This window comes from Pseudomonas sp. 22515 (genome assembly GCF_052044625.1).
In the GTDB taxonomy this organism is placed as follows: domain Bacteria; phylum Pseudomonadota; class Gammaproteobacteria; order Pseudomonadales; family Pseudomonadaceae; genus Aquipseudomonas; species Aquipseudomonas alloputida.
Genome location: NZ_JBQENN010000027.1, coordinates 50,060 through 73,546, shown reverse-complemented (window position 1 = coordinate 73,546; position 23,487 = coordinate 50,060). Strand labels below are relative to the sequence as shown.

General features: G+C 63.2%; 19 protein-coding genes. 11 read left to right on the top strand and 8 right to left on the bottom strand.

Translation table 11 applies throughout. The features are described from left to right. Positions 1-45: 45 nt before the first annotated feature. Positions 46-924 (bottom strand): LysR family transcriptional regulator, encoded by an 879-nt coding sequence (locus ACTJJN_RS22210; RefSeq protein ID WP_003255031.1) that lies wholly within the window; start codon positions 922-924, stop codon positions 46-48. A 97-nt stretch (positions 925-1,021) separates the two neighbouring features. Between ACTJJN_RS22210 and ACTJJN_RS22205 the strand changes: the two genes are divergently transcribed. The 4 genes from ACTJJN_RS22205 (at position 1,022) to guaA (ending at position 5,594) form a co-directional block, all read left to right on the top strand. Then, on the top strand, positions 1,022-1,777 hold the full coding sequence (locus ACTJJN_RS22205; protein WP_012051361.1) for a sulfite exporter TauE/SafE family protein: 756 nt from the start codon (positions 1,022-1,024) through the stop codon (positions 1,775-1,777). A 47-nt stretch (positions 1,778-1,824) separates the two neighbouring features. Beyond that, positions 1,825-2,382: a hypothetical protein gene (locus tag ACTJJN_RS22200; protein ID WP_003255027.1), complete on the top strand. Its 558-nt coding sequence runs from the start codon at positions 1,825-1,827 to the stop codon at positions 2,380-2,382. An 86-nt stretch (positions 2,383-2,468) separates the two neighbouring features. Beyond that, positions 2,469-3,938 carry an IMP dehydrogenase gene (gene guaB, locus ACTJJN_RS22195; protein WP_003255025.1) on the top strand — a complete coding sequence of 490 codons (1,470 nt, stop codon included), beginning with the start codon at positions 2,469-2,471 and terminating at the stop codon, positions 3,936-3,938. A gap of 78 nt (positions 3,939-4,016) precedes the next feature. Then, the gene (gene guaA / locus ACTJJN_RS22190) at positions 4,017-5,594 is read left to right on the top strand and encodes a glutamine-hydrolyzing GMP synthase (RefSeq protein WP_003255024.1); all 1,578 of its coding nucleotides are present in this window, start codon (positions 4,017-4,019) and stop codon (positions 5,592-5,594) included. 124 nt (positions 5,595-5,718) lie between these two features. On the opposite strand, the gene tri1 is transcribed toward guaA, so the two are convergent. Next, entirely contained in the window at positions 5,719-6,786 is a 1,068-nt protein-coding gene (tri1, locus tag ACTJJN_RS22185) for an ADP-ribosylarginine hydrolase Tri1 (RefSeq protein ID WP_012051362.1), read from the bottom strand. Next, a complete protein-coding gene (locus ACTJJN_RS22180) occupies positions 6,783-8,258 on the bottom strand; it encodes a DUF6861 domain-containing protein (RefSeq protein ID WP_012051363.1) in 1,476 nt (491 codons plus the stop codon). Before ACTJJN_RS22180 ends, tri1 begins: the two co-directional genes overlap by 4 nt. Positions 8,259-8,598: 340 nt before the next feature. Here ACTJJN_RS22180 and ACTJJN_RS22175 point away from each other — a divergent pair, with 340 nt between their 5' ends. After that, positions 8,599-9,978 (top strand): multicopper oxidase family protein, encoded by a 1,380-nt coding sequence (locus ACTJJN_RS22175; protein ID WP_014755491.1) that lies wholly within the window; start codon positions 8,599-8,601, stop codon positions 9,976-9,978. Continuing rightward, positions 9,978-10,457, top strand: a complete 480-nt coding sequence (gene tadA / locus ACTJJN_RS22170; RefSeq protein ID WP_012051365.1) for a tRNA adenosine(34) deaminase TadA — start codon at positions 9,978-9,980, stop codon at positions 10,455-10,457. Before ACTJJN_RS22175 ends, tadA begins: the two co-directional genes overlap by 1 nt. A 91-nt stretch (positions 10,458-10,548) precedes the next feature. Here tadA and mltF read toward each other — a convergent pair whose 3' ends face one another. Next, a complete protein-coding gene (gene mltF, locus ACTJJN_RS22165) occupies positions 10,549-12,006 on the bottom strand; it encodes a membrane-bound lytic murein transglycosylase MltF (RefSeq protein WP_012051366.1) in 1,458 nt (485 codons plus the stop codon). A gap of 337 nt (positions 12,007-12,343) precedes the next feature. On the opposite strand from mltF, the gene purL reads away from it, so the two are divergent. Both purL and ACTJJN_RS22155 read left to right on the top strand, forming a co-directional pair. After that, positions 12,344-16,243, top strand: a complete 3,900-nt coding sequence (gene purL, locus ACTJJN_RS22160) for a phosphoribosylformylglycinamidine synthase (protein ID WP_012051367.1) — start codon at positions 12,344-12,346, stop codon at positions 16,241-16,243. 3 nt (positions 16,244-16,246) lie between these two features. Then, positions 16,247-16,558, top strand: a complete 312-nt coding sequence (locus tag ACTJJN_RS22155) for an NIF3 1 (RefSeq protein ID WP_012051368.1) — start codon at positions 16,247-16,249, stop codon at positions 16,556-16,558. A gap of 57 nt (positions 16,559-16,615) precedes the next feature. On the opposite strand, the gene tatC is transcribed toward ACTJJN_RS22155, so the two are convergent. Genes tatC through tatA form a run of 3 tightly spaced genes read right to left on the bottom strand, consistent with a single transcriptional unit; the run spans position 16,616 to position 17,897 of the window. After that, positions 16,616-17,377 carry a twin-arginine translocase subunit TatC gene (gene tatC, locus ACTJJN_RS22150; RefSeq protein ID WP_012051369.1) on the bottom strand — a complete coding sequence of 254 codons (762 nt, stop codon included), beginning with the start codon at positions 17,375-17,377 and terminating at the stop codon, positions 16,616-16,618. Continuing rightward, positions 17,374-17,664 (bottom strand): Sec-independent protein translocase protein TatB, encoded by a 291-nt coding sequence (gene tatB, locus ACTJJN_RS22145; RefSeq protein WP_003255013.1) that lies wholly within the window; start codon positions 17,662-17,664, stop codon positions 17,374-17,376. Before tatB ends, tatC begins: the two co-directional genes overlap by 4 nt. Further along, positions 17,664-17,897 (bottom strand): twin-arginine translocase TatA/TatE family subunit, encoded by a 234-nt coding sequence (tatA, locus tag ACTJJN_RS22140; RefSeq protein WP_012051370.1) that lies wholly within the window; start codon positions 17,895-17,897, stop codon positions 17,664-17,666. Before tatA ends, tatB begins: the two co-directional genes overlap by 1 nt. A 145-nt stretch (positions 17,898-18,042) precedes the next feature. Here tatA and gspK point away from each other — a divergent pair, with 145 nt between their 5' ends. Further along, positions 18,043-19,008 carry a type II secretion system minor pseudopilin GspK gene (gspK, locus tag ACTJJN_RS22135; protein ID WP_003255010.1) on the top strand — a complete coding sequence of 322 codons (966 nt, stop codon included), beginning with the start codon at positions 18,043-18,045 and terminating at the stop codon, positions 19,006-19,008. A 109-nt stretch (positions 19,009-19,117) separates the two neighbouring features. Here gspK and ACTJJN_RS22130 read toward each other — a convergent pair whose 3' ends face one another. Beyond that, the gene (locus tag ACTJJN_RS22130; protein WP_088512957.1) at positions 19,118-21,193 is read right to left on the bottom strand and encodes a PhoX family protein; all 2,076 of its coding nucleotides are present in this window, start codon (positions 21,191-21,193) and stop codon (positions 19,118-19,120) included. A 224-nt stretch (positions 21,194-21,417) separates the two neighbouring features. On the opposite strand from ACTJJN_RS22130, the gene ACTJJN_RS22125 reads away from it, so the two are divergent. Both ACTJJN_RS22125 and ACTJJN_RS22120 read left to right on the top strand, forming a co-directional pair. Beyond that, complete coding sequence (locus ACTJJN_RS22125; RefSeq protein ID WP_033726021.1) at positions 21,418-23,058, top strand: lipoprotein UxpA; 1,641 nt, start codon at positions 21,418-21,420, stop codon at positions 23,056-23,058. Next, positions 23,058-23,480, top strand: coding sequence for a pilus assembly protein PilZ (locus tag ACTJJN_RS22120; RefSeq protein WP_049588493.1), 423 nt, complete (start codon positions 23,058-23,060; stop codon positions 23,478-23,480). Before ACTJJN_RS22125 ends, ACTJJN_RS22120 begins: the two co-directional genes overlap by 1 nt. Positions 23,481-23,487 lie beyond the last annotated feature (7 nt).

Sequence of the window (23,487 nt, the reverse complement as noted above, 5' to 3'; positions counted from 1 at the left end):
CTTTCGCGACGCAAGGCCGCTCCCACAAGACCGCAACCGGTGCCTTCAGCCCTGCATCGTCGCCACGAACTGCCGCACCAGTTGCCCCGCATCACGGCGACAGGCCAGTGCCACCGTGCTCTGGCAATCACCCTCCAGCGCTACGAAGCTGACTGAAGCCGGGGCAATCTCGCACATGCACCGCGGCAACAACGCCACCCCAAACCCCGCCTGTATCAGCTGCAACTGCGTAGTTTTGCGCGACAGTACCTGCGCCGCCTGCGGGAAGAACCCTGCCCCCATGCACAGCGAGGCCGACAGGTAGCTCAAGCCACCGCGATCCCGGTGCGGGATGGAAATGAAGCGTTCTTCCTTCAATTGCTCCAGTTGCACGTGCCGAGTACCCGCCAAGGGGTGCCCAGCGGCGACCGCCAGCAACAAGGGTTCGTCGAACAGTTCATGCAGCACCACGCCTTCATGCTGGCGCAGCACCGGCAAGCGCAACAGGCCGATATCCAGCCGTCCGGCAGCAATGTCTTCCAGTTGTGCCTCCGACGACTGCTGCGCAATCTCCAGCGAAACCCCTGGGTTGTGCTTCAGGTAGTTCCCCAGGCGAGCCAGAAGCCCGCCGGTCAGCGGCACGGTGCTGGAATGGTTCAGGCGCAAGCTGCCTTGCAACCCTTGGCCAATGTCACGGGTAACCCGCTCCGCCTGTGCCAGGTCAGCCAGCAGGCGTCGTGCCCGTTCAAGAAAGGCCTGACCGGCCAGCGTCAGGCGAGGCAGGCGCGCCGTGCGTTCGAACAGCGGCGTGCCCAGTTGCTGCTCCAGCTCCTTGATCTGCCGGCTAAGGGCAGACTGGGCGACGTACAGTCGCTCGGCTGCACTGCTGAAACTGCCACACTCGGCGATTTCCACGAAGTAACGCAACTGTCGGATCGACGTCATGTCATGCCTTTTCGAGATGGCTTTCTGGATAAAGGCATATTAGTCGGCATGGCTCATGGCTGACTAACCTTTGCCTGTCTCCCCAGGAACTGTTGCCATGCTTGCCCAACTGTCGTTTTCCGGCCTTGACTGGCTGCCGATCCTGTTCGCCATCGCTGCGGCCTACATCGTCTTCGGCATCGCCGGCTTCGGTACTGCACTCGTGGCGGGGCCGGTGCTGATTCACTTCATGCCGTTGTCACGCATCATCCCGTTGCTGGTGCTGCTGGATTTCGTGGCCGCGTTCGGCAACCTGCTGCCGTCGCGCCGGGATGTGGTACGCAGTGAATTGCTGCGGCTGCTGCCCTTCATGGCCTTGGGTTGTACGTTGGGCGTGGTGTTCCTGCTGCAACTGAAGTCCGACCTGTTGCTGCTGTTGATGGGGGTATTCGTGACTGCCTATGCACTTTACGGGCTGGCAGTGAAAGTGAGGCCAGCCAGCCTGTCCGGCTTCTGGGCGGTGCCGATGGGCACGGCAGGCGGGTTGTTCGGGGCTTTGTTCGGCAGCGGCGGGTTTCTTTATGCCCTTTACCTGAGCGCACGGCTGGAGGTGAAGGAACAGGTACGCGCCACCCAGAGCGCGCTGATCAGCTGCAGTACGATAGTGCGTCTGTCGCTGTTCCTGATCGCCGGTGTCTATGCCGACCAACGCCTGCTGCTGCTCGCCGCCTGCCTGCTGCCTGTCATGTTCATTGGTCTGTGGGTAGGGCGTCGGTTGACCCACCGGTTATCCCGCGAAGCGTTCGTACGGCTGGTGACCTGGCTGGTGCTGGCCAGTGGGCTGGCGTTGATTGGTCGCTACCTGAGCGCCTGAGCGGTAGAATTGCGTCATTACCGGCGTTTCTCAGGCTTGTCCCGTTCATGAACACCCAGAGCATCATCGTTCCAAAGCTGTCTACCGTCCCGGTGCATGAAGCCCGCGCACGCGCCATCCTGCGCTGGCTGGTGCGCGAAAAGGTCGTCGAGGAGCAGCTGACCACCTGTGGCCGCACCGGTAACCGCATGGGCCATGCCCTGGCGGCAGGAGCGCGCAAAGTGGCCCTGCACCCGGAAAAACTGCCCTTCGGCGAACCGGTCAACGGCCTGGAAGTGATGCTCAAGCGCTGCATCTATACCCCCACCGAAGGCTTCCTCGAAGAAGCCGGTTGCCCGGAGTGCCGGCGCGAGGTAGGCGAGCCGTTGTTCGAAAGCCTGGAAGAGTGGATGCCGGCAGTGAGCGACAACTTTACCTGCCCACTGTGCGGCTTCGAAGATGACATCAATGGCTTCATTTACCTGCAGCCATGTGCCTTTTCCAACCTGGGGTTCATCTTCAACAACTGGGGCGAGGCCGGGTTCACCCAGGCCTTTCTCGACAGCTTCGCCGACTGGCTCGACCAGCCGGTGGCCGTGGTGCAGGTAAAACTGCCACAAGCCTGACCGAAGGCCCTTATTTTGCATTGAGCGGCGCGCCATGCATGAGTATAATGGCGCGCTTCCATTTTTCCCGCCCGGGAGCCCCCGCGATGCTGCGTATCAGCCAAGAAGCCCTGACCTTCGACGATATCCTCCTTGTACCTGGCTATTCCGAGGTACTGCCCAATGAAGTCAGTCTCAAGACCCGTTTGACCCGTGGCATCGAGCTGAACATTCCGCTGGTTTCCGCTGCCATGGATACCGTGACCGAAGCGCGTCTGGCCATTGCCATGGCTCAGGAAGGCGGTATCGGCATCATCCACAAGAACATGACCATCGAGCAACAGGCCGGCGAAGTGCGCAAGGTCAAGAAGTTCGAGGCTGGCGTGGTCAAGGACCCGATCACCATCGACGCCGATGCCACTGTGCGCGACCTGTTCGAGCTGACCCGCCTGAACAACATCTCCGGCGTGCCGGTACTGGCGAACGGCGACCTGGTCGGCATCGTCACCTCCCGTGACGTGCGCTTCGAAAATCGCCTGGACGCCAAGGTTCGCGACGTGATGACGCCGAAAGAGCGCCTGGTCACCGTCCGCGAAGGCGCCGATAAAAACGAAGTTCGCGAGCTGCTGCACAAGCATCGCCTGGAAAAAGTCCTGATCGTTGACGACAAGTTCAACCTCAAGGGCATGATGACCGTCAAGGACATCGAAAAAGCCAAGGCTTACCCGCTGGCCAGCAAGGACGACCAAGGTCGCCTGCGCGTCGGCGCCGCCGTCGGCACCGGCAAGGACACCGGCGAGCGCGTTGCTGCGCTGGTGGCAGCTGGCGTTGATGTCGTCGTCGTCGACACTGCCCACGGCCACTCCAAAGGTGTGATCGACCGCGTACGCTGGGTGAAAGAAACCTACCCGCAAGTGCAGGTGATCGGCGGCAACATCGCCACCGGCGCTGCCGCCAAGGCCCTGGCCGAAGCGGGTGCCGATGCGGTCAAGGTCGGTATCGGCCCTGGCTCTATCTGCACCACCCGTATCGTTGCCGGTGTCGGCGTGCCGCAAATCAGCGCCATCGCCAACGTTGCCGCAGCACTGGAAGGCACTGGCGTGCCACTGATCGCTGACGGCGGTATCCGCTTCTCCGGTGACCTGTCCAAGGCCATCGTTGCCGGTGCGTCCTGCGTGATGATGGGTTCGATGTTCGCCGGTACCGAAGAGGCCCCGGGTGAAGTCGAGCTGTTCCAGGGCCGTTCCTACAAGGCCTACCGCGGCATGGGCTCGCTGGGTGCCATGGCACAGGCGCAAGGCTCGTCCGACCGTTACTTCCAGGACTCCTCGGCCGGCGCCGAGAAGCTGGTACCGGAAGGCATCGAAGGCCGCGTTCCTTACAAAGGCGCCTTGGCCGCGATCATCCACCAGCTGATGGGCGGCCTGCGTTCGTCCATGGGCTATACCGGCAGCGCAACCATCGAAGAAATGCGCACCAAGCCGGAGTTCGTGCGTATCACCGGTGCCGGCATGGCCGAGTCCCACGTGCACGACGTGCAAATCACCAAAGAAGCCCCTAACTACCGCGTAGGCTGAGGCTTCCAGCTACAACATAAAGCGGGGCTGTCATGACAGCCCCGCGTCGTTTCCGATTTCCACTGACGAGATTGAGTCATGGCCCTCGACATTCACGCTCACCGCATCCTGATCCTCGATTTCGGTTCCCAGTACACCCAGCTGATCGCCCGCCGCGTGCGCGAAATCGGCGTGTACTGCGAACTGCACCCGTTCGACATGGACGATGAAGCGATCCGCGAATTCAACCCGCGCGGCATCATCCTTGCCGGCGGCCCCGAGTCGGTCCACGAAGCCAACAGCCCGCGCGCTCCGCAAGCCGTGTTTGACCTGAATGTGCCTGTGCTGGGTATTTGCTACGGCATGCAGACCATGGCCGAGCAGATGGGCGGCAAGGTAGAAGGTTCCGACCTGCGTGAGTTCGGTTATGCCCGCGTGGACGTTGTCGGCAAGAGCCGCCTGCTCGACGGCATCGAAGACCACGTTGACGACGACGGCGTGCTGGGCCTGGACGTGTGGATGAGCCACGGTGACAAGGTCACCCAGATGCCTGGCAACTTCAACATTCTGGCCAGCACCCCAAGCTGCCCGATCGCTGGCATGTACGACGACGTCCGCGGCTACTACGGCGTGCAGTTCCACCCTGAAGTGACCCACACCAAGCAAGGGGGTCGCATCCTGTCCCGCTTCGTGCAGGACATCTGCGGCTGTGAAGCCCTGTGGACGGCGTCCAACATCGTCGAAGACGCCATCGCCCAGGTGCGTGCGCAAGTCGGTTCGGCCAACGTCCTGCTGGGCCTGTCCGGCGGCGTTGACAGCTCGGTGGTTGCCGCGCTGCTGCACCGCGCCATCGGCGACCAGCTGACCTGCGTATTCGTCGACAACGGCCTGCTGCGCCTGCACGAAGGTGACCAGGTGATGGCCATGTTCAAAGAGAACATGGGCGTCAAGGTGATCCGCGCCGACGCTGAAAAGCAGTTCCTGGACAACCTGGCCGGCGAAGCCGACCCTGAGAAGAAGCGCAAGATCATCGGCCGCACCTTCATCGACGTGTTCGATGCCGAAGCCAGCAAGCTGGAGAACATCCAGTTCCTCGCCCAGGGCACCATCTACCCGGACGTGATCGAGTCGGCTGGCGCCAAGAGCGGCAAGGCTCACGTGATCAAGTCGCACCACAACGTTGGTGGCCTGCCGGAGGAGATGAACCTCAAGCTGGTCGAGCCGCTGCGTGAACTGTTCAAGGACGAAGTGCGCAAGATCGGCCTGGAGCTGGGCCTGCCATACGACATGGTCTACCGCCACCCGTTCCCGGGCCCGGGCCTGGGCGTGCGTATCCTCGGTGAAGTGAAGAAGGAATACGCCGACATCCTGCGTCGCGCCGACCACATCTTCATCGAAGAGCTGCGCAAGGCCGACTGGTACCACAAGACCAGCCAGGCATTCGTGGTGTTCCAGCCGGTCAAGTCGGTCGGCGTCGTCGGCGACGGCCGTCGCTACGCCTGGGTTGTGGCCCTGCGTGCCGTCGAGACCGTGGACTTCATGACCGCGCGTTGGGCACACCTGCCGTACGAGCTGCTGGAAACTGTCAGCGGTCGTATCATCAATGAAATCGACGGTATCTCGCGCGTTACCTACGATGTGTCGAGCAAGCCGCCGGCGACCATCGAGTGGGAATAAGCCGGCACATGGCAATAGCCAGTGTCAGATGACCTGTAACACACAAAGGCCCGCGTAATCGCGGGCCTTTGTCATTCTGAGGTCTATCGGCTCCTCACGTTCATCTGCCCCGCTGCGTGCAATATCACAGCGAGTAGAACGGGTCGCTTTCAGGCGCCTGGTCGTGCAGCGCTTGGGCGAGGTCCTGTATGTGTTCTGACCACGCCACTGTCTTTACCCATTGCACGGGCATACCGGATACCCCGTACAACGCCCCGGCTAGTTGCCCCGCCACGGCTGCCACACTGTCGGCATCGTCTGCCAGGTTTGCGGCCAGAAGCACTGCGTCCCTGAAGTTGTCGGTATTCCACACCGCCCACAGTGCAGCTTCCAAGGTGTCGATGACATACCCTGAAGAGCGGATCTGATCGCGGCTTTTTTCCTTGTATTCGCCAGCGTTGATGATGGTGGCGCGGGCTTGCAGCGGGCGGACCATAGGGCGGCACATTTCATCCTTGTCCGCGCCGTTCAGGGCGAGGTGCAGCTGCGCACCCAGCAGTTCGCAACAACTTAGTGCTTCGGGCGCCCGGTGGGTGGTCCGACTCTGACTTTGAGCTTCGCGCCAGGTGGACGGTAGCATGTGGCGCCTGAATATGGCGGTCGGGGCGAGTCGGATGATCGAGCCATTACCGGCCGTGTTCGGGTCTGTGTTGCCTGACCAGTCCAAGCCTTGCCGTAGCCATCCTTCCAAGGCAAGGCGGGTTGCATTGCCGATGTCGAAGCAGACACCGTTAGCGCTGTTTTCCCCTTGCTTGTACCACCTGCACAGACGCTCAAGATAATCGGCATGGTCAAATCGCATGCACGCCAGGTACGAGTCCGCCAGGCAAAGCGCCATGCTCGTATCATCGGTCCACTCACCTGGCTTGAGCCTGAACGGCCCGCCGCCGACCATGTCATCGACATGCTTGGCATCACGGGGCAAGAACTCCAGCGTGGTGCCTACGGCATCGCCAATGGCCAACCCCAGCAATGCCCCCTTGGCTCTGTCGAGCGATTGATCGGGGGTGAGTGTGCAGGCGCGCGAATTTTGCCATTGCGGGTGTACGTAGCCACGGCTTGCGGATTCGCGTGGGGTGGGCGCTGGCAGCAAGTGGTTGTACCGGTAGGCATATTCGGTAACGGCGAGGGTGGAGCTGTGCAGGTCGATCATAGTACTTCTTCTAATAAGAGACGAGTCGTGGGGCCTTGTTCAATCCGATTCAGTACTCTGAAAGAGGTACCTGGCGGGTACAGTACCTCCGCTTCGGGAATTTGCGTGAGGAAACTGATGTCCTTGCCGGATACGCCGCGTACGACCATCTGGGTATTGCCCGAAAACGGTGTTGTAGCGGATGAGCTGAAGAATGCCATGTCGGTCTCTACTGCACCCATTTGCATCCGATTGAGCACATGCTGCGGAAGATCCGTTCCACGATAGGTTTCAGCGCCTAAGTAGCGAGGCAAGCGTGCCAGGCCTTCGGTTGCATGCTCGGCAAAGGCCTTGATACCAGGCGTAGCAGTGCCTTCGCGCAATGCTTGGTTATACGCCTTGTACACATCGTTGGTAGAGTAGCCGTAAAGTGCGCCTATTTGATCGTCGCTGAGCAGTCTCGAAAGCTCCGGGGCCCGTATGTCTGCCCGAGCGCGGCCTTCGGCAATCCATCGCTCTGCCATGTCCTTGCCCACTGCATCGCGCAGGCTCATGAGCTTCTTCGGCGCCGCTGCAACGGTTTTTTCCGTGGCTTGCGTCGCTGGGGGCAGCTCTGGCTCCGCTTTCTTAAGCGGCGTTGCGGTTTTCATCTGCAGCTCAGGTTCGATCAGCAGCCTGTTCTGGTTTTTTGCCAGCCAGTTGGCCAACTGCTTGTTGGAAATCTCGGCCTGAAGCTTGGCGCTGCGGCTGGCGATGCTTTCCATGCTGCTCATCACGCCGGCTTTCATCTGCCCGCGGGTCAGGTAGGTCACGATCGCCATCAGCAAAAGCATCACGAGTTGCTCTTGTCCGCGTGCCAGTTGCCTTGCAGCTTGTTCGGTACGTTCTTGAACCAGCGCGGCCGAGCCGCCCGAAGGGTCGAGACCCGAGGGTTTCAGGCCGTCTTCGGCAGTCCACGCGGTTGCAAGCCCCTCTTGCATCGAGGCCAGGCAGGCGGGAAGCCCTTGATAGAAATACTCCGCGATGGCGGCCAGGCCCAATGCCATCAGGATCAGGTTACCGACCTGCAGGCCGATACCGCTGCCTGCGACCACCCCAGGTGCCGCGCCCACGCCAAAGGCAAGAGAACCTACCGCGCCGCCTATAGCGCCGCCTAGCGCGACGCTGCCGCCGAGAATCATCACCACTTCCTGCACGAGCTTGAGCAGCACGGGCAAAATCTGGTCGATGTTGATGGATGCCCATTTGCGGGACAGATTTGACTGCATCATGGGATAGGACAGCGCCATCGCCTGCCGGACGTTGTCGATCCGGTGCCCGCCTACAGCGCCATAGGCCTGGCTGGCGCCATCGCTTACACGGCGGGTGAAGCCGTCCCAGCTGTCATGGGCACTGCGCAACCCGCTGCTGACGCTCTGATTCAGGGCGCTGAACTTCTGGTCCAGGTTGCGTTCGATGTCGTCCCAGCTAGGGACGTAAGCTGATAAGTCCATTTACCATTGCATTCCTATAGAGAAGGCCCGGTGAGTGTGCTGGCTGAAGGCGATTCATTCCCATGCACCGCCCTGGCAGTCAAGCCAACTGCCAAATAAGCTGATGGTTGCATTGCGAGGCATTTTCTCATCTGAGGTGCCTCTGGCAATGGTGTCAATTTGATGTCGGCGCTGTCGATTGGTTCCGCTACGCCTGCCGTCCAGCCAATGCCGTGGCTAAAGCGGACGATGCTTGGATACTTCACTTAATATTTCCCATTTGCAGGTGTATCGTATTCGCCCCTCATCGTCAGCGCCTTGCTGGCAGACTGATTGCGCAGAACACGAGGTACCCGCACCGATGTCCTTCACCCGTCGACAAATGCTCAAGGGCCTGACCGGCCTGGTTGTGGTTGGCCTGGGCGCCGGGGGCGCGGCGCGTTACTGGCTGGGCAAGGTCGAAGACGACAGCGCAGGGCACGATTATGAGCTGATCGCAGCACCCCTGGACGTCGAGCTGGTGCCGGGCTTCAAGACCGAGGCCTGGGCCTTCGGCCCATCGGCCCCGGGCACCGAGCTGCGCGTGCGCCAGGGCACTTGGCTGCGGGTACGCTTTATCAACCATCTGCCGGTCGAAACCACTATCCATTGGCACGGCATTCGCCTGCCGCTGGAAATGGACGGCGTACCCTATGTGTCGCAGTTGCCGGTCAAGCCGGGTGAGTACTTCGATTACAAATTCCGCGTGCCGGACGCCGGCAGTTACTGGTACCACCCGCACGTCAGCAGCTCTGAGGAGCTAGGCCGCGGTCTGGTCGGGCCGCTGATCGTCGAGGAACGTGAACCCACCGGGTTCCAGCATGAGCGTACGCTGAGCCTGAAGAACTGGCATGTGGACGAGCAGGGCGCATGGCTGCCTTTCAGCATTCCGCGCGAGGCTGCGCGCAACGGCACTGCCGGGCGGTTGATCACCATCAACGGCCAGGCCGACTCGATCACCGAGCTGCCGGCCGGCCAGGTGGTGCGGGTGCGCGTGCTGAACCTGGACAATACCTGGACCTACCGCCTCAACCTCAAGGGCAACTGCGAGGCGAGAATCTATGCCCTCGACGGCAACCCGGTGACCCCGCGTGCGCTGGACGAATACTGGCTAGGCCCTGGCATGCGTATCTGCCTGGCCATCCGCATTCCTGAGGCGGGTGAGGAAATTTCCCTGCGCGACGGTTTCGTGCGCCTGGGCACCCTGCGTTCGGTGGCCAACAACGACGCGCCGAGTGACTGGCCGCCCGCGCTGCCGCCCAATCCGATCGCCGAGCCGGACCTGGAGAATGCCGAAAAGCTGAACTTCAATTTCGAGTGGGCGGCCAGCGTCTCTGTCACCCCTGATCCGGCCAAGCCGTCGAGCATGTGGCAGATCAACGGCCAGGCCTGGGATATTACCGACAAGACCTGCGCCGACCGCCCCATCGCCACGTTGCAGAAGGGCAAGAGCTACATCTTCGAGCTTAAGAACATGACCCAGTACCAGCACCCGATCCACTTGCATGGCATGAGCTTCAAGGTGATCGCCTCCAACCGTCACGACATCAAGGAGCCGTGGTTCACCGACACCTACTTGTTGGGCAAGAACGAGCGCGCCCAGGTAGCACTGGTGGCGGATAACCCTGGGACCTGGATGTTTCACTGCCACGTCATCGACCACATGGAAACCGGCCTGATGGCCGCGATTGCGGTGGTCTGATGCGCCCGCAGATCATCGATCGCAGTCGCGATCAGGAGTTCATGCGCCTGGCGCTGGCCTTGGCCGCCGAAGGCGCGGCACTGGGCGAGGTGCCGGTGGGGGCGGTGCTGGTACAGCATGGGCAGGTGATCGGCCAGGGTTTCAATCGGCCGATCATCGACAGCGACCCCAGCGCGCATGCCGAGATGGTGGCGATCAGGGCGGCAGCCAGGTCGGCCAGCAACTACCGGCTACCCGGCAGCACCCTGTATGTGACCCTGGAACCGTGCAGCATGTGTGCGGGGCTGATCGTGCATTCGCGGGTGATGCGCGTGGTGTTTGGCGCGCTGGAGCCCAAGGCGGGGATCGTGCAGAGCCAGGGGCAGTTCTTTGGCCAAGGCTTTCTCAACCATCGGGTGATGGTGGAGGGCGGGGTGCTGGCGCAAGAGTGCGGGCAGATCCTCAGCGACTTCTTCAAGGCCCGCCGGGCCAAGGCTTGAGCAGCACCGGCCTCTTCGCGGGCAAGCCCACTCCTACAGGTTCTGCGCAAATCTTGTAGGCGTGGGTTTGCCCGCGAAGAGGCCTACTGGCTTACATCGGCGACGACTTGTCCGCTGGCTTGTCCTTGTTGACCCCAGGCACATGCAGGTTACCCTCGGCCACCTGGCCTTCGAGCTGCGGCTGGGTCACCCAGGTGAGGATGTCGTAGTAACGACGGATGTTGGCCACGAAATGCACCGGTTCGCCCCCACGGGCATAGCCGTACTTGGTCTGCCGGTACCACTGCTTCTGAGCCAGCCGCGGCAGCATTTTCTTCACGTCCAGCCACTTGTTCGGGTTGAGCTTCTCGCGCTTGGCCAGGGTACGGGCGTCTTCCAGGTGGCCGCTGCCGACGTTGTAGGCCGCCAGGGCAAACCAGGTGCGATCCGGTTCCTGAATGCTGTCGTCAAGCTCTTCCTTGATCTTCATGAAGTACTTGGCGCCGCCCTGGATGCTCTGCCTCGGGTCCAGGCGGTTGGACACACCCATGGCCTGGGCGGTGCGCTGGGTCAGCATCATCAGGCCGCGCACGCCAGTCTTGGAGGTGACTTCCGGCTGCCACATCGATTCCTGGTAGCCGATGGCGGCCAGCAGGCGCCAGTCGACCTGCTCGACCTTGGCGTAGCTCTTGAAGTGCTTCTCGTACTTGGGCAGGCGCTGTTGCAGGTGCTGGGCGAAGGTGTAGGCGCCGACATAGCCAAGCACGTCGACATGGCCGTAGTAGCGGTCCTTCAAGCGTTGAAGGGTGCCGTTTTTCTGTGCCTTGTCGAGAAATTCGTTGATTTCGTTGAGCAGGCTGTTGTCTTCGCCGGCTGCCACTGCCCAGCGCTGGTCGCGGGTGTCGCCCAAATCGAAGGCGACCCGCACGTTGGGGAAATACACCTGGTTCATCGCCAGTTCGTTGGAGTCCACCAGGGTCAAGTCGATCTGACCTTCGTCCACCATGCGCAGCAGGTCGACCACTTCGACGGCGTCGGATTCCTCATATTGCAAGGCAGGGTACTGCTTTTTCAGCTCGGCCAACTGGTCAGCATGGCTGCTGCCCTTGAGCACCATGATCTTCTTGCCGACCAAACCCTTGGCGCCGGTGGGGCGCGCGCGGCCGTTGCGGTAGATGACCTGCGGGGTCACCTCCAGGTAGGGATGGGAGTATTTCACCTGGGTTTTGCGCCGCTCACTGCTAACCAGGCCAGCGGCAGCAAGTACCGGGCCGGAAGGTTTGCCGAGGGCGTCGTACAGCTCGTCCAGGTTGTCGGCGGTCTCGATCTGCAGCTTTACGCCGAGATCGTCGGCGAAATGCTGGACCAGTTCGTACTCGAAGCCGGTTTCGCCGTTACGGTCCTGGAAGTAGGTTGCCGGGCTGTTGCGTGTGATCACGCGCAGCACGCCATCCTCCTTCACGCGCTCGAGGGTGCTGGGTTTTTCAACGCAGGCACCTAGCAGCAGAAAGAGTCCGGTTGCGAGAAGCCATTTGGCGCAACGCTGGCGCAAAGCAGTGTGGGCGAACATAGGTTGCAGTATACGCAAAGGACTGGCCCAACCATATCTCGACAACGGTTAGCTTGTCTGGTAGCGGGTTGTGTGGTTGGGGAGGGGGATTGCATGAGGGCTACCAGGTGCCCGGTTTGAGACATTCAGCGCCTGGGCGATCTCACAGGCGCTGAATGTGTTGAACCGGACACCCGGCGGCGCTCGATCTCGTCTCAAGCCGGACACCGCTGAAAACTGACCCCGAAGTCCGGTTCCGCCGCCTGGCAGGCGTGGCTTAGAGCAGGTGCCGAAAGCCATCGAATTAGGCTAGAATGCACGGCCTCTAAGCACACCCCTTCCTGAGGCTGTCCCGACGATGTTGATCCTGCGCGGCGCTCCTGCCCTTTCTGCCTTTCGCCACGGTAAATTACTCGAGCAACTGAGCCAGAAAGTCCCCGCTGTTACTGGTTTGTATGCCGAATTTGCCCACTTCGCCGATGTTGACGGCGAGCTGACCGCCGACCAGCAGCAGGTGCTGGGCCGTCTGCTCAAGTACGGCCCGAGCGTGCCGGTACAGGAGCCGACGGGTCGTCTGTTCCTGGTGGTACCGCGCCTGGGCACCATTTCGCCATGGGCCAGCAAGGCCAGCGACATCGCCCACAACTGCGGCCTGCAGTCGATCCAGCGCCTGGAGCGCGGCATCGCCTACTACGTGGCCGGCACCCTGAGCGACGCTGACGCCGCCCTGATCGCCGCCGAACTGCACGACCGCATGACCCAGCGTGTGCTCAGCCAGCTGGAGCAGGCCGCTGACCTGTTCAGCCACGCCCAGCCCAAGCCAATGACCTCGGTCGACATCCTGGCCGGCGGCCGTGACGCCCTGGCCAAGGCCAACATCGACCTGGGCCTGGCCCTGGCCGAAGACGAGATCGACTACCTGGTCAATGCCTTCCAAGGCCTCAAGCGCAACCCGAACGACATCGAACTGATGATGTTCGCCCAGGCCAACTCCGAGCACTGCCGCCACAAGATCTTCAACGCCAGTTGGGATATCGACGGCCAGGCCCAGGAAAAAAGCCTGTTCGGCATGATCAAGAACACCTACCAGATGCACAACGAAGGTGTGCTGTCGGCGTACAAGGACAACGCCTCGGTGATCGTCGGCAACGTTGCCGGCCGCTTCTTCCCGAACCCTGAAACCCGCCAGTACGGCGCGGTGCAGGAGCCGGTGCACATCCTGATGAAGGTGGAAACGCACAACCACCCGACCGCCATCGCCCCGTTCTCCGGCGCCTCCACCGGCTCCGGTGGCGAAATCCGCGACGAAGGTGCGACCGGCCGTGGCGCCAAGCCCAAGGCCGGCCTGACCGGCTTCACCGTGTCCAACCTGCGCATTCCGGGCTTCGAGCAGCCGTGGGAGCAGGCCTATGGCAAGCCCGAGCGTATCGTCGACGCCCTCGACATCATGATCGAAGGCCCTCTTGGCGGCGCTGCGTTCAACAACGAATTCGGCCGCCCGGCCCTGACCGGTTACTTCCGTACCTTCGAGCAAGCCATCAACACCCCGCACGGTGAAGAAGTGCGCGGCTACCACAAGCCGATCATGCTCGCCGGCGGTATGGGCAACATCCGTGAAGACCACGTGCAGAAGGGCGAAATCACTGTCGGCGCCAAGCTGATCGTGCTCGGTGGCCCGGCCATGCTGATCGGCCTGGGCGGCGGCGCTGCTTCGTCGGTGGCTACCGGTGCCAGCTCGGCTGACCTGGATTTCGCTTCGGTACAGCGCGAAAACCCGGAAATGGAGCGCCGTTGCCAGGAGGTCATCGACCGTTGCTGGCAGCTGGGCGACAACAACCCGATCGCCTTCATCCACGACGTGGGCGCTGGCGGTATTTCCAATGCCTTCCCTGAGCTGGTCAACGACGGTGGCCGCGGTGGCCGCTTCGAGCTGCGCAACGTGCCCAACGACGAGCCGGGCATGGCCCCGCACGAAATCTGGAGCAACGAATCGCAAGAGCGTTACGTGCTGGCCGTCAGCGCGGTCGACTTCGAGCGTTTCAAGGCCATCTGCGAGCGCGAACGTTGCCCGTTTGCCGTGGTGGGTGAAGCCACTGAAGAACCGCACCTGACCGTCAGCGACAGCCACTTCGGCAACACCCCGGTGGACATGCCGCTGGACGTGCTGCTGGGCAAGCCGCCGCGCATGCACCGTTCGGTTACCCGCGAAGCCGAGCTGGGCGATGACTTCGACCCGAGCGAACTGGACCTGGACAGCGCCGTCCAGCGCGTGCTGAACCACCCGGCCGTGGCCAGCAAGAGCTTCCTGATCACCATTGGCGACCGCACCATCACCGGCCTGGTTGCCCGTGACCAGATGGTCGGCCCGTGGCAGGTTCCGGTGGCTGACTGCGCCGTTACCGCCACCAGCTTCGACGTCTACACCGGTGAAGCCATGGCCATGGGCGAGCGTACGCCGCTGGCGCTGCTGGATGCCCCGGCGTCCGGCCGCATGGCCATCGGCGAAACCCTGACCAACCTGGCGGCTTCGCGCATCGAAAAGCTGTCCGACATCAAACTGTCGGCCAACTGGATGTCCGCGGCTGGTCACCCAGGTGAAGACGCACGCCTGTACGACACCGTGAAGGCTGTCGGCATGGAGCTGTGCCCGGAGCTGGGCATCACCATTCCGGTCGGCAAAGACTCGATGTCGATGAAGACCAAGTGGAGCGACGAGGGCGTCGAGAAGAGCGTCACCTCGCCGATGTCGCTGATCATCACCGGCTTCGCCCCGGTCACCGACATCCGCAAGACCCTGACCCCGCAACTGCGCATGGACAAGGGCGAGACCGACCTGATCCTGATCGACCTGGGCCGCGGCAAGAACCGCATGGGCGCCTCGATCCTGGCCCAGACCTACGGCAAGATCGCTGCGCAGGCACCGGACGTCGACGACGCCGAAGACCTCAAGGCCTTCTTCGCCGTGATCCAGGGCCTGAACGCCGACGGCCACCTACTGGCCTACCACGACCGTTCCGACGGCGGCCTGGTTACCACCGTGCTGGAAATGGCCTTCGCCGGCCACTGCGGCCTCGACCTGCAACTCGACCCGCTGACCGACAGCAAGGGCGAAGTGCCGGCCATCCTCTTCAACGAGGAGCTGGGTGCGGTGATCCAGGTTCGCCAGGACGCTACCCCGGACGTGCTGGCTCAGTTCAGCGCTGCTGGCCTGGGTGAAGAGTGCGTCGCGGTGATCGGCAAGCCAGTCAACAACGCTGAAGTGACCATCAGCCTGAACGGCGAAGTGCTGTTCGACGATGACCGTCGCATGCTGCAGCGCCAGTGGGCTGAAACCAGCTACCAGATCCAGCGCCTGCGCGACAACGCCGACTGCGCTGACCAGGAGTTCGACCTGCTGCTCGAGGAAGACAACCCGGGTCTGTCGGTGAAGCTGGGCTTCGACGTCAACGACGACATCGCGGCGCCTTACATCAAGAAAGGCGTGCGCCCGCAAGTGGCCATCCTGCGCGAGCAGGGTGTCAACGGCCAGGTCGAGATGGCTGCTGCCTTCGACCGCGCCGGCTTCGCCGCCATCGACGTGCACATGAGCGATATTCTCGCTGGCCGTGTCGACTTCGAAGCCTTCAAGGGCCTGGTCGCCTGTGGCGGCTTCTCGTACGGTGACGTGCTGGGCGCTGGCGAAGGCTGGGCCAAGTCGGCGCTGTTCAACGCCCGTGCCCGTGACGCCTTCCAGGCCTTCTTCGAGCGTACCGACAGCTTCGCCCTGGGCGTGTGCAACGGTTGCCAGATGATGTCCAACCTGCACGAGCTGATCCCGGGCACCGAGTACTGGCCGCACTTCGTGCGCAACCGCTCGGAGCAATTCGAGGCCCGCGTGGCCATGGTCGAAGTGCAGAAGTCCAACTCGATCTTCCTGCAGGGCATGGCCGGTTCGCGCATGCCGATCGCCATTGCCCACGGCGAAGGCCATGCCGAGTTCGCCAGCGAAGAAGCATTGCTGGAAGCCGATGTGTCCGGTTGCGTGGCCCTGCGCTACGTCGACAACCACGGCAAGGTCACCGAAGCTTACCCGGCCAACCCGAACGGCTCGCCACGTGGCATCACTGGCCTGACCAGCCGCGACGGCCGCGTGACCATCATGATGCCGCACCCGGAGCGTGTGTTCCGCGCTGTGCAGAACTCCTGGCGCCCGGACGAGTGGCAGGAAGATGCCGCGCTGATGCGTATGTTCCGCAACGCGCGGGTGTGGGTGAACTAAGGCGTGTACAAGCTCGCCTTCTTCGTCCCCGCCAGCCATGTCGAAGTGGTCAAGGCCGCTGTGTTCGCTGCTGGCGGCGGGCGCATCGGTGACTATGAGCACTGCGCCTGGCAAACCCTTGGCCAGGGCCAGTTCCGCCCGTTGGACGGCAGCCAGCCGTTCCTCGGGCAAACCGGCCAGGTCGAGGTGGTGGAAGAGTGGAAGGTGGAGCTGGTGGTGGCTGACGAGCTGATTGTGCAGGTCGTCGCTGCGCTCAAGCAGAGCCACCCGTACGAGACGCCAGCCTATGAAGTCTGGCGGCTCGCCGAGTTCTAGAACGCATCACGGCTATTCGCGGGCACGCCCGCTCCCACAGGGACATNCGAAAGGGCCCTACAATCCAGCCACAATCTCCTTGCCTGGCTCCGGCCGCTTCAACATTCCACAAGCCAGCAACCCCACCTCGAACAGCACCCACATCGGCACTGCCAGCATCGTCTGCGAAAACACATCCGGCGGTGTCAGGATCATCCCCACCACAAAGCACCCGACGACCACGTAGGGCCTGCTGCGCCGCAATGTGGCCACATCGGCCAACCCTGCCCAGACCACGATGAACGTCGCCACCGGGATCTCGAACGCCAGCCCGAAGGCCAGAAACAGCGCCAGGATAAAGTCCAGGTACTGGCTGATATCGGTCATCATCGCCACGCCGTCCGGCGTCACGCTGGCAAAGAAACCGAACATCATCGGGAACACCAGAAAGAACGCGAACGCCATGCCGGCATAGAACAAAACGATGCTCGATACCAGCAGCGGCAGGGCAATGCGCCGTTCACGGCGGTACAGCCCCGGCGCCAGAAAGCCCCAGGCCTGATGCAGCAGCAGCGGCATGGCCAGGAACAGGGCGCACATCGCGGTCAGCTTGAACGGTGCCAGAAAGGGCGAGGTGACGCTGGTGGCGATCATGCTCGCGCCTTCCGGCAAAAAGCGCCGTAGCGGCTCGGATATGAGCGTGTACAGCGTCTGGGCAAAGGGGAACAGGCCGGCGAACACCAATGCCACCAGCGCCAGGCAACGCACCAGGCGTTTGCGCAGGTCGCGCAGGTGTTCGGTCAGGGGCATGTTCGCGGCAGGGTCCATGGCAATACTCATGAAGCATTTTCCTTGGGCAGCACGGCCGTGGCCGCATCATTGGCCGGTTCCGCGTTCAGGCTGATGCCCTGGCGGATCTCCTGTTCCAGGCGTTGCAGAGGTGCCTGGTCGAGGTTGGGCATCTCGATTTCGCGCTCCACCTGCGTGCGCAATGCGTGCATGGCCCGGCGCGCCTGGCCCAGGCCGCGGCCGAGGGTACGGGCTGCCACCGGCAGGCGCTCGGGGCCCAGCACCAACAGCGCGACGACGCCGATCAGCAGCAACTCGCTGAAGCCGACCTCGAACATCAGGCCTGGCGGTCCGCTTGAGATTGCTGGGCAACTTGGCCGTTCAGCGGGCACTGTTGCTGCACGTGCGCCTGGTCAGCGGCGTTGGCGTCATTGTCACCACCCATGGACTTGCGAAAACCCTGGATCGCCTCGCCCACATCGCTACCCAGGCCCTTCAGGCGCTTGGTACCAAAGAGCAAGAACACGATCAGCAGTACGATCACCAGTTGCCAGATTCCAATGCCACCCATAGCGACCACTCCTGTAAGGTCATGAAAAGGAAGGGCAATCCTGCCTTGCCTAGATGACGAGCACATGACGAACGGGCACTGCCATCTACCTGAAACACCCCGCGTGTTGACTGGCGTTTTTATTCCGCGAGCGAGGCACACACCGATGGGTGGAAGGCAACAGCAGGGTGCGGCCCTGTTGATGGTGATGGTGGTGCTGGCAATGCTGGCGGCGGGCATGGCCTGGCTGGTGGAAGATGGCCGGCGTCAGGTCGACGAAGTGCGCCTGCTGCACCAGCGAGTGCAGGTGCGGGCCATGGAGCAGGCCGGCCTGGCCTATGCCGGGCAGGCCCTGCGGGACCCTGCCTGGAGGCTCAGTCCGCTGTTCTGGCAAGCCTTGCGCGGGCAGCCGCTTAACTACGATTTTGGCGCTGGCCAGGCGCAGTTGCGGGTACGCGACCAGCACACCTGCTTCAACGTCAATGCGTTGCTGGGTGCCGATGGCGAACGCGCCGAGCGCCAGTTGCGTTACTTGCTGGGCAATGACATGGCGGCCGAACGCCTGGTCGATGCTTTGGCCGACTGGCTCGATGCCGACAGTGATGCCCGCCTGCAGGGCGCCGAGAGCGCCCAGTACCTGCGTCAGCAACCGCCACGGCTGGCGGCTGACCAGCCGATGCTCGACACCAGCGAGCTGAACCTGTTGCTGGAGCCGGACGCCAGCCGCCAGGCGCGTTACCCGATGCTGTGCGCCTTGCCCCAGACCACGGGTTGGCGGCTCAACGCCAACGCGCTGGGGTTGGAGCATCTGCCCCTGCTGGAGGCGCTGTATGAAGGGCGTTACTCGCGTTCGTTGCTCAGCCGCATTGTCAGCGGCAGGCCGGCGTCGGGGTATGTGGACGCGGCTGCACTGCGTCAGGCGCTTGGGGCGGTGGATGACGAAACGTTCGAACGGTTGAGCGAAGGGCTGCTGCTCAACAGCGGGCATTTTCTGTTGCAGCTGTCGTTCGAGGAAGAGGGGCGGGTGATGCGCAGCGAGTTCCAGGTGGAGGCGCTGGGGGTGGTGCAATGGCATGCCCGGGTGCCCGCGCAGCAAGTGCGGGTGCGTAGCCGGGAGCCAATAGCCTGGTAACGTTCACTGACCTCTAAGCGGGCAAGCCCGCCCCTACGCTGGTTCTGAAACNGGGCTTGCCCGCGAAGAGGCCGGTACAGCCAGCAAACGTTGGCTGACCGGCACGGGATCAAACGGTCCCGATCTCCCCACCATCAATACGCTGGATCACCACCGTCGAAGCCCGCGGCCGCACGGTAGCCCCAGCCGGCGTCGCATCGGTCGCCTTGTCGGTATACGGCCAGTTGTCCGGGTGTTGAATGTTGACGAACAGCGTCTTGTTGTCCGGGGTAAAGGTAATACCGGTCACCTCGCAACCATTTGGCCCGACAAAGAAGCGCCGCAGGTCCACCTGGTTCTGTGCGTTCACCGGCACCTGCTTGCCGCTGGCATCCACCAGGTCGGTAGGGATCACCGCCAGCAACTGGTCGTTGGTGTAGTCGGTCAAGGTGGTTTCGCCGTTGTCGGTCTCGAACCACAGCACGCCGCGGCTATCGAAGCTCATGCCGTCGGGGCTGGCGAACTGGTTCAGTTCGGTCAGGCCGGAGCGGTTGATGTCGGCGGTGCCGGCAGCGTTGGCGCCGAACACGAAGATGTCCCAGGTAAAGCTCAGTTGGTCGTCGCTGTCGTGCCAGCGAATGATGTGGCCGTGTCGGTTCGGGCCGCGTGGGTTCGCTGCATCGACCTTTTCCGGGGTGCGTGCACTGTTGTTGGTCAGGGTCAGGTACACATCGCCGTTCAGCGGGTTGACTGTCGTCCATTCCGGACGGTCCATCGGCGTTGCGCCCACGGCATCGCCAGCACCACGGGTGTTGAGGATGATGCCCGGCAGGTCACCATACAGCGCGCCCAGGGTGCTGCCGCCGGTGGTGGCGGTGGCCACGTCCAGCAGCAGCCATACGCCGGTGCCGTCGGCATTGAAGCGGGCCACGTAGAGTTTGCCTTGGTCGAGGTACTTGGCGCCGGTGGCCAGGCGGTCGGCCGGGTTGGCATCAGCGGCGTCCCACACGGCGGTGGACACCCACTTGTACAGGTACTCGTTGTTCGAGTCGTCACCCATGTACCACACCAGCGGCTTGCCGGCGACGGGCAGGCCGGGGGCGCAGCCCTCGTGGCGGAAGCGGCCCAGCGCAGTGCGTTTGGTGGCCAGGGTGCTGTTGTTGTACGGATCGATCTCGACGATGTAACCGTAGGTGCTGGCTTCGTTGCGGTAGTCGTCCGTGGCGCTGGCCCCTTTGACGGTAACGTCGAAGCGGGCGAATTCGTCGTCCACTTCGCTGGCGTCACCGGCAGCGGTTTCCCACTTGTACTGGCCGCTGGAGGTGCCCACGCCAATGCGGCGCTGGTCCTCGGGGCGGGTGCCCTTGTTGACGAAGATGCCCGGCCAGTTCTCTTCGCAGGTCAGGTAGGTGCCCCACGGGGTATAGCCGTTGCCGCAGTTGTTGTTGGTGCCACGGCAGTGGGTGCCAGCAGTGGAGTATTTGGTCTTGACGTGGTCGGTGCCACGCAGCGGGCCGGTGATCTCCATGCGTGAAGCCGTGGTGAAGCGACGGTTCAGCGGGTCGTTGTCGACCACTTGCCAACGGCCGTTGATCTTCTGCAGGCGTACAACGCCAGCACCGTGAGCGTTGATTTCCTTGCGCACTTCTTCAACCGGGCGCTTGCCGTTGACATCGGTAGTGGGGCCGGCCGGGTGCAGGGCGGCAGTGTCGATGTACTCGAAATTGATTGCCAGCAGGCCGTCTTCCGAGCTGCCGTTGATGGGGAAGAAGTGCATGCCGTCGTGGTGCATGCCCATGGCGTTGGCCTGGTCGGTCGAGGTGTTGCTGCCGTCGGACTTCCACGGGTTGCCGTTGCTGTTCAGTGGCGTCCCCCAGGGCGCCAGCACGTAGGCGCTATAGCCGGTGGCGACCACACAGGCGTCGGTGCGCGAGCCTGGGATGGACTGGAAGCCCAGTGCCAGTTTCGGCACTTCCGGCTCGGTGACTGGCGGTTCGGTCACCGGGGGCTCGGTGACCGGATCATCGTGATCGGAACCACCACCGTCGAAGCAGCCTGTCAGGCCGGTACCGGCGATCATGGCGATGGCGGCGCCCAGGCTGCCGCGCATGACGCTGCGGCGGCTCAGGTAGGCGTCCATGACGTTGGCCATCGGCAGGTTGCCGCTTTGGTTCCGGTCCAGGTTGTCGCCGGTATCTCGACTCATCAGGGTGTCCTTGTGTTGGCTGAGTGGGAGGAAACCGCGACTTTAAGGCGCAAGTGTGATGATTCCTTGGCAGAAATGTTAACGAGCTTTTAAAACTGCCAGTTCTTAGATTTGTGGTCTACAGATCAAATTGGAATTGCTGTCGGATTTCTGCCATCAAACTGTAATGCCAACGCCGCAACATCCGGGTCCCTGAATGGACGTGGATAAGGATGGCGGATGCGATGGCGAGCAGTGTGCACAGGCGCGAAGTGATCGGCTGGATGGGTATCGGTGCCTTGGCACCGCTGCTCGGCGCCTGCACAGCCTTCCCAGGGCAGCAGGGCGGCAACGCCCAGCTCGACTTGCTGTACGTCGCCGATACCCTCGATGCCCGCCAGCCTGGCCAGGCGGTGGTACCGGCTACCCGGTTGGGGCCGGTCAGCCATTTGGGCCGCGCGCCCTGGATGACTGGCCGCAGTGCCAGTATCGCCTACCCGCAACTGGCGCCGCTGCTGGATGCCAGCCAGGCAACGACAGCGCAACTGGGCGGTTATGCGGTGCTCGCGGCGTTGCTGGAACAACTGCGTGGCGAGGCCGGTGCGGGCAACAGCCTGACCCTGGAGAACGGCCAAGGCTGGAATGGCAGTGGCCTGGCGTACCTGACCCAGGGCGAAAGTGGTGTGCAAGGCAGCCAACTGCTGGGCATCGAAGCGCGGGTCAGCAGCGATGAGCGTGTGCTGTGGCCACAACGCAGCACGGGCCTGTATCGCCAGGCCAGCGCCATTACCCTCGGCGCCGGGCTGGCTGACGCACAACGCCAGGCACTGGGTGTGCAAGCCCTGCACGTTTTCGAGCGCGGCGGTGCCCGTATCGCAGTGGTCGGCGTGACCGACCCGTACGCCCAGGATCAGAAAGCCTCACTTAAACAGTGGTACCAGTCTCTGCTGCCGGTATTCGAACAAGCCCGGCACGAGGCTGACCTGGTGGTGGCCATGGCCGATGCAGGCACGGGCCCCGGCCTGTGGCTGGCTGAACGGGTGCCGCAAATCGACGTGCTTTTGTGCGCCCGTGGTCAGGACCTGTGGCCCGCGCCGGTCGAGGTCACCCAGGCCAGCGGTCGCCGCGTACCGGTGCTGTTTGCCGGCTGCCGGGGCAGCGGTGCCTTCCGCCTGCGCTGCCAGCGTGTGGCCGGCCAGTGGCAGTTCGACGGGCGTTTTTTCCCGGCCTTTGAACAGCAACTGGCGCCTGCCGCGCAGCTGCGTGTCGCGCCACTGCAGGCGCAACTGCACCAGCAACGGGCCGGCCATGCGGCCTGGCTCGACCAGCCGCTGGCCCGCGCGCCCCAGGCCTTGTGGCGCCGCGATACCCGTGGCGGCAGCTGGGACCGCCTGCTGCATCAAGCCTTGGCCGACGATAGCAGCATGCCCGTGTTGCTGCCGGGCCTGCGTTATGACTACCCGCTGGCAGCAGGGGCGCCCATTACCCGCGAACACCTGATCAGCCTTACCGGTGGCTACCCGGCGCCAGTGGTCGAGGCACCGGCCAGGCAGGTCGAACAAGTGCTGGAAAACGCCGCTGAACAATTGTTCGGTGACCCGCTGCTGCTGGACAACAGCCAGGACCTGCCGCGCTGGCAGGGCCAGGCCTGGAGCGTCAGCTACAGCCCACAAGGCAAGCGCATCACGGGGCTGGAGCCGGTGCAGGGCCTGTGCCGCACCTTTGGCCTGCAATTCGAAAGCCAGGCCGGCGAGCCACTGTGGCAGCGGGTCGAAGCCTGGCTGGCCCGTCAGCCTGACAACTGGCAACTGGCGCCGCTGCAACTGCCCGAAGTGCGTTACGTGCAGGGGCACCCAGGCTGGCACCCACGGCAGTTGGCCTCGTGATGCTCACCTCGCGCCTGCTCACCGGCGCTGGCCTGACCCTGGCCGGCTGGCTGTCTGCGCAGTGTGTGCTGCAGTTGAGCCGGCAGCCACACCCGGCCACGGCGCCTGCGGTGGCCGACAGCCCGCTGCCCGGGCTGATGGTCGGTCACTGGCAGGCGCCGCCCGACGACGGCGCCATCACCATTACCCGTCTGCCGCTGCAATACCTCGGCGGCCTCAAGGCCCAGCCATTGGCCGCCAGTGTGGTGGTGCTGCGCTACGGCGAGCAAGTGCGCACCCTGGCCCGCGGTCAGCGCCTGGCGCCAGGGATCGTGCTGCAGGACATCGACAGCGATGGCCTGATTTTCAACAACCAGGGGCGGCGTGAGCGCCTGCCCTGGCCGCCACGCCCCGCCGTGACCGGCTTCAAGCGGCAAGGATGAACGATGC

Excerpts from the sequence above, each read along its gene's own strand:
- ACTJJN_RS22210 (WP_003255031.1), bottom strand. The coding sequence starts at position 924 with ATGACGTCGATCCGACAGTTGCGTTACTTCGTGGAAATCGCCGAGTGT.
- ACTJJN_RS22205 (WP_012051361.1), top strand. The coding sequence starts at position 1,022 with ATGCTTGCCCAACTGTCGTTTTCCGGCCTTGACTGGCTGCCGATCCTG.
- ACTJJN_RS22200 (WP_003255027.1), top strand. The coding sequence starts at position 1,825 with ATGAACACCCAGAGCATCATCGTTCCAAAGCTGTCTACCGTCCCGGTG.
- guaB (WP_003255025.1), top strand. The coding sequence starts at position 2,469 with ATGCTGCGTATCAGCCAAGAAGCCCTGACCTTCGACGATATCCTCCTT.
- guaA (WP_003255024.1), top strand. The coding sequence starts at position 4,017 with ATGGCCCTCGACATTCACGCTCACCGCATCCTGATCCTCGATTTCGGT.
- tri1 (WP_012051362.1), bottom strand. The coding sequence starts at position 6,786 with ATGATCGACCTGCACAGCTCCACCCTCGCCGTTACCGAATATGCCTAC.
- ACTJJN_RS22180 (WP_012051363.1), bottom strand. The coding sequence starts at position 8,258 with ATGGACTTATCAGCTTACGTCCCTAGCTGGGACGACATCGAACGCAAC.
- ACTJJN_RS22175 (WP_014755491.1), top strand. The coding sequence starts at position 8,599 with ATGTCCTTCACCCGTCGACAAATGCTCAAGGGCCTGACCGGCCTGGTT.
- tadA (WP_012051365.1), top strand. The coding sequence starts at position 9,978 with ATGCGCCCGCAGATCATCGATCGCAGTCGCGATCAGGAGTTCATGCGC.
- mltF (WP_012051366.1), bottom strand. The coding sequence starts at position 12,006 with ATGTTCGCCCACACTGCTTTGCGCCAGCGTTGCGCCAAATGGCTTCTC.
- purL (WP_012051367.1), top strand. The coding sequence starts at position 12,344 with ATGTTGATCCTGCGCGGCGCTCCTGCCCTTTCTGCCTTTCGCCACGGT.
- tatC (WP_012051369.1), bottom strand. The coding sequence starts at position 17,377 with ATGAGTATTGCCATGGACCCTGCCGCGAACATGCCCCTGACCGAACAC.
- tatB (WP_003255013.1), bottom strand. The coding sequence starts at position 17,664 with ATGTTCGAGGTCGGCTTCAGCGAGTTGCTGCTGATCGGCGTCGTCGCG.
- tatA (WP_012051370.1), bottom strand. The coding sequence starts at position 17,897 with ATGGGTGGCATTGGAATCTGGCAACTGGTGATCGTACTGCTGATCGTG.
- gspK (WP_003255010.1), top strand. The coding sequence starts at position 18,043 with ATGGGTGGAAGGCAACAGCAGGGTGCGGCCCTGTTGATGGTGATGGTG.
- ACTJJN_RS22130 (WP_088512957.1), bottom strand. The coding sequence starts at position 21,193 with ATGAGTCGAGATACCGGCGACAACCTGGACCGGAACCAAAGCGGCAAC.
- ACTJJN_RS22125 (WP_033726021.1), top strand. The coding sequence starts at position 21,418 with ATGGCGAGCAGTGTGCACAGGCGCGAAGTGATCGGCTGGATGGGTATC.
- ACTJJN_RS22120 (WP_049588493.1), top strand. The coding sequence starts at position 23,058 with ATGCTCACCTCGCGCCTGCTCACCGGCGCTGGCCTGACCCTGGCCGGC.